3 protein-coding genes are annotated in these 4395 nt (G+C 62.6%); 2 read left to right on the top strand and 1 reads right to left on the bottom strand.

Features of this window, described 5'->3' with window-relative positions; translation table 11 throughout:
• Positions 1–1888 (top strand): DUF3418 domain-containing protein (locus DBR23_RS19605; protein WP_146191378.1); only part of this gene is annotated, 1888 nt, incomplete at its 5' end.
• A gap of 53 nt (positions 1889–1941) precedes the next feature.
• Here DBR23_RS19605 and DBR23_RS19600 read toward each other — a convergent pair.
• The gene (locus DBR23_RS19600) at positions 1942–2361 is read right to left on the bottom strand and encodes a GNAT family N-acetyltransferase (RefSeq protein ID WP_158276474.1); all 420 of its coding nucleotides are present in this window, start codon (positions 2359–2361) and stop codon (positions 1942–1944) included.
• Between the two features lie 452 nt (positions 2362–2813).
• On the opposite strand from DBR23_RS19600, the gene DBR23_RS19595 reads away from it, so the two are divergent.
• On the top strand, positions 2814–4395 hold a 1582-nt coding region (locus DBR23_RS19595), incomplete at its 3' end, for a long-chain fatty acid--CoA ligase (RefSeq protein WP_233250582.1).

The raw sequence follows: 4395 nt of genomic DNA, 5'->3' as shown, positions 1-4395 counted from the left end.
CTACGGCATCGTGGTCTACAACAACCGCCGCGTGAACTTCGGCAAGGTGGACCCGCACGCTGCGCGCGAGGTGTTCATCCGCGAAGCTCTGGTGGGCGGCAACTGGGAGACGCGCCTGCCGTTTTTGGCCGCCAACCAGAAGATGATCGCCAAGGTCGAAGAGCTGGAGCACAAGTCCCGCCGGCAGGACGTGCTGGTGGACGACGAACTCATCTACGCCTTCTACGACCAGCAACTGCCGCCCGAAGTGTGCAGCGGCCATAGCTTTGAGGCCTGGTACCGCGAAGAAAGCAAAAAGCAACCCGACCTGCTCAAGCTCACCCGCGAAGAGCTGATGCGCCACGAGGCTGCCGGCATCACCACCAACGCCTTTCCCAAGACGGTGCGCCTGGGCGGTGTGGACTGCGCTGCAAGCTATCTGCACGAGCCCGGCGATGCGCGTGACGGCATCACCGTGACCATCCCGCTCTTTGTGCTCAACCAGGTGAGCGACGAGCGCTGCGAGTGGCTGGTGCCCGGCATGCTCAAGGACAAAATCCAGGCCCTGCTCAAAAGCCTGCCCCAGCGCCCGCGCAGTCGCTTTGTGCCGCTGCCCGACAGCGCCACGCGCCTGGCCGAGCTGCTGTGCGCACCCGAGCGCTTTGGCACGGGCAGCCTGACCGATGTGCTGCTCAAGCAGGTGCGCGACGAAACCTCGCTCGACGTGAAGCGCGCCGACTTCAAGCTCGACATGCTCAGCCCCCATTTGTTCATGAACTTCCGCGTGGTGGACGAGCACGGCCGCCAGCTGGGGCATGGCCGCAACCTGGGCGCACTCAAGGCTGAGTGGGGTGCCAAGGCGCGGGGCGCGTTCCAGGCGCTGGCGGGGCTCAAATTGGGCAGTACAGCCGCCGATGCAGCGGATTTGAAGCAAAAAGCGCCGCAGGCGCTAGAGAATCATGCCCGGGGTGCTATCAAATCAGGAGTTAACGGGCCAGGCCCAGCGGCCAAGCCAGGCAGCACGACGCTTTCCGCACCCGCTGCACCATCGACCCCTGCTGGCCAGCGCTACACCACCTGGACATTCGGCGAGCTGCCCGAACTCATGGAGATCAGGAAGGCCGGCCAGACGCTGATCGGCTTTCCAGCCCTCATCGACGGCGGCGACGCCGTGACCATCGAAGTCTTCGACGAACCCGAGGTGGCCGCCGCCAAGCACCGCGCGGGCCTGCGCCGCCTGTTTGCGCTGCAGATCAAGGACGCCCTCAAGTACCTCGAAAAGAACATCCCCGATCTGCAGAAGATGGCTGTGGCCTACATGCCCCTAGGCACGCAGGAAGAGCTGCGCACCCAGATCATCGACGTGGCGCTGGACCGCGCCTTCTTGCTCGACCCGCTGCCCACCGACGAATACGCCTTCAAGCGCCGCGTGGAAGAGGGCCGGGGCCGCCTCACGCTGATCGCCAACGAGGTCGCGCGCCTGGCCGCCACCATCCTCACCGAATACGCAGCCGCCGCCCGCAAGATCAAAGACACGAAGAACGCGCCCGACGCGACAGCGGACGCCCTGCAGCAGCTACAACGCTTGGTCCCCAAGAACTTCATCGCTGTGGCCCCCTGGGCGCAACTGGCGCACTACGCCCGCTACCTCAAGGCCATCACCCTGCGCCTGGACAAATACCGCGCCGACCCCGCCCGCGACGCCGCCAAGCTGGCCGAGCTGCGCCCGCAAGAGCAGCGCTACTGGCGCCTGGTGGCCGAGCGCAAGGGCGCAGTGGATGCCCGCATGCAAGAGCTGCGCTGGCTGCTGGAGGAACTGCGCGTGAGCTTCTTTGCGCAGGAGCTGCGCACGCCCCAGCCGGTCAGCGTGAAGCGGCTGGACAAGCTGTGGGCGCAGGTCAATAGTTGACTGAAGTTATCTCCGGCGGTGAGACGGTTGGTCTCACCGATAAGGACCGGCATTTAGTGCAGTAGCTCGAGCGAAGCGGTCGTGTGAAGCCGTTTTTGCATCAGTGCGCCAGTATGTTTCGTTTGATCTACACCCACAATCTCCTGAAGACCGTCCACCGTGGCGAAACCGTTGCTTTGCCAAAATGCAATCAGGCTGGGGCTGGGAGGTGAAACATGGAGCAAGATCGTGTCAGAAAACTGGGCTAGTTCCTTGTCGAGAAGAAGAATAACGTCGTGCCCCAGACCGCGACCGCGAAAGTCTGCATCAATGAGCAAGAAGGAAATATAGGCTGGCGATTCCTTCGTCGCGGGTTTTTGGACCGCCACGATTCCGACGACCCGGGTTATTGCTTCCTTTAGCAACACTTCGTAGAAAACATTAGAACCCAGCGTTCCTTGGGTGAGGCCCTCGAGCACAACTCGACTATCCACTTGTCTCTCATCTCGAAAAAACAGCGGGATCTTCCGATGTGTCAGCTGATTCAGTACAGCTTCAACGTAGGCTGGCCTAGCGTGAATGGAGGCAAGGGAGATATGGCTTGTCTTATGCAATTTTCTACTTTAGGGAGAGAGGGTTATTACCTGTATGCAAGGCCATTCTAAGGATCCAGCGCAACGATGAACTTCATGTCCAAAACGAATCTGCGGAATTAATGTGACACTTCGTATCCAAAACGGATCTGCGGAATTAAGGTGACTTCCGCGCATCACAAAATGCGAGAGCTCACTCGCGCTTAGATTGCCAAAGGTGTGATAAGGCGGAGGCGAGGCAGAATCGATGGACCAGGGGGGCGGTCGCGTTGGCGACGCTTGCCGAAGGGCACCCCATTGTCGTGCTGAGGGCTGCGAACTAGGCTTGCGATCAAAAGGAGACTGTTTGCCCCATGCGCCCTCATTACAAGTTCTGGCCCCGCCGCCTTCCACACGCCATCACACTGCCTGCCACCTCGCTGTGGGACAACCTGGCCACCAATGCACGCCGCTACCCTGACAAGGCGGCGTTGGTGTTTTTCGGCACCACGGTCAGCTACCGGCAACTGATGGAAGGCGCGGAGCGCCTGGCTGCGCGGCTGGCCCAGCTGGGGGTGCAGCGTGGTGACCGGGTGGTGCTGTGCATGCAGAACTGCCCGCAGCTGGTAATGGCCCACTTTGCCATCCTGCGGGCCAACGCAGTGGTGGTGCCGGTCAATCCGATGAACCGGGCCGAAGAGCTCAAGCACTACATCACCGATCCCGACACCAAGGTGGCGATCACCACCGGTGATCTGGCCCCGGAGATGGCCAAGGCCAGCAATGCGTTGGCCCCTGGCGAGCGGCTGGCGCATCTGGTGGTCACGCAGTTCTCGGATGCGTTTGATGTGGCCGTGACCGGCATGGATGCACCGCCCGAGGCGTGGATGGACTGGCTGGGCACGCGCCACCCCTTGCCGGCACTGGAGGGTGGGCAAGCCCACGCCTGGGTAGATGCCCTGGCTTGTACTGATGCGCCCCCCGCTTTGTTGGTAGGCCCGGCCGACCTGGCGCTGCTGCCCTACACCAGCGGCACCACAGGCCTTCCCAAAGGCTGCATGCACCTGCACAAAAGCATCATGCACAACACGGTGGCCGCCAGTCTGTGGGGCAATGGGTCTGCCGACAATGTGACGCTGGCGGTGGTCCCCATGTTCCATATCACCGGCATGGTGAGCGTGATGCACACGTCGATCTACTGCGGCGCCACACTTGTCATCATGCCTCGCTGGGACCGCGACCTGGCCGGGCGCCTGATATCGCGCTACCAGGTCACCACCTGGACCAACATTCCCACCATGGTCATCGACCTGCTGGGCAGCCCGAACTTTGCCAGCTATGACCTCTCCAGCCTGGCCTATATCGGTGGTGGCGGAGCGGCCATGCCGCAGGCCGTGGCGCAGCGCCTTCTGGAGCAATATGGCCTGAGGTATGCCGAGGGCTATGGCCTGACCGAAACGGCGGCGCCGTCGCACGCCAACCCGCCGGACCACCCCAAGCAGCAGTGCCTGGGCATTCCGTTCATGAGCACCGATGCGCGGGTGATCGACCCAGACACGCTGCAGGAGCTGCCCGTGGGCGAGCAGGGCGAGATCATCATCCATGGCCCAGAGGTGTTCGAGGGCTACTGGAAGCGGCCCGATGCCACGGCGTCAGCCTTCATCGAGTTCGAGGGCAAACGGTTCTTCCGCTCGGGCGACCTGGGGCGCATGGACGAGGACGGTTACTTCTTCCTGACCGACCGGCTCAAACGCATGATCAATGCCAGCGGCTTCAAGGTGTGGCCGGCCGAGGTCGAGGCACTGATGTTCCGCCACCCAGCGATCCAGGAGGCCTGCATCATCGCGGCCAAGGACAGCTACCGGGGCGAGACAGTCAAGGCGGTGGTGGTGCTGCGCGCCACCCACAAGGACACGACCGAGCAGCAGATCATCGACTGGTGCCGCGACAACATGG

The sequence above is a fragment of the Acidovorax sp. HMWF018 genome (assembly GCF_003061035.1).
Classification (GTDB): Bacteria; Pseudomonadota; Gammaproteobacteria; order Burkholderiales; family Burkholderiaceae_C; genus Acidovorax; species Acidovorax delafieldii.
This window is presented reverse-complemented; position numbering and strand designations above follow the sequence as displayed.